This is a genomic window from Collinsella aerofaciens, assembly GCF_901212495.1.
GTDB lineage: Bacteria > Actinomycetota > Coriobacteriia > Coriobacteriales > Coriobacteriaceae > Collinsella > Collinsella aerofaciens_H.
In genome coordinates, this window is sequence record NZ_CAAKNY010000022.1 from 1 (window position 1) to 560 (window position 560).

1 protein-coding gene is annotated in these 560 nt (G+C 58.9%); it reads right to left on the minus strand.

Features of this window, described 5'->3' with window-relative positions; translation table 11 throughout:
• A partial coding sequence (locus tag SFLMC1_RS02465; RefSeq protein WP_154033511.1) for an ATP-binding protein occupies positions 1-560 on the minus strand: 560 nt, incomplete at both ends.

Consider the following 560-nt stretch of genomic DNA (forward strand, 5'->3'; position numbering starts at 1 on the left):
TAGAGGAAAAAGTCCCTCGCGCTCACGATGCGGATGCCGTCGATATCCGTGTCGTAGGAACCCTGCCTCACGACCACGATCTTCTCGTGGTTGTCTCGTATCGACTTCAGAGGGGCGATCTCGCGTTCCCTGGTCTCGCTTGCGAACATCTCGTCAGTCACCTGCACGTAGAGCACGCGCCCGTCCTTCGTCGCGACGAAGTCAACTTCCTTGCCATAGAGCTTGCCTACATGCACGCTCCACCCTTCGTAGAGCAGCTGGAGATACACGGCGTTCTCGAACAGGCGCCCAGTATCCGTGACCCTATAGCCGGCCATCCAGGTCCTGAATCCGGTGTCGACGATGTACTCCTTTGGGTTCGTCTTGAGGAGCGCCTTGCCGTGCAGATCGTAACGCGTGGCACGATAGAACAGGAAGGCCTCCTCGAGCGCGCCCACGTACGAGGAAACGGTCTTGTTCGTGGTCTTCGACCCCGCAGAAGTTAACGCGCCGGCAATTCGATTCGACGAGCACTCGTTGCCGATGTTGTCCGCCAGGAATTCGGCCACATGGCGCAGCAG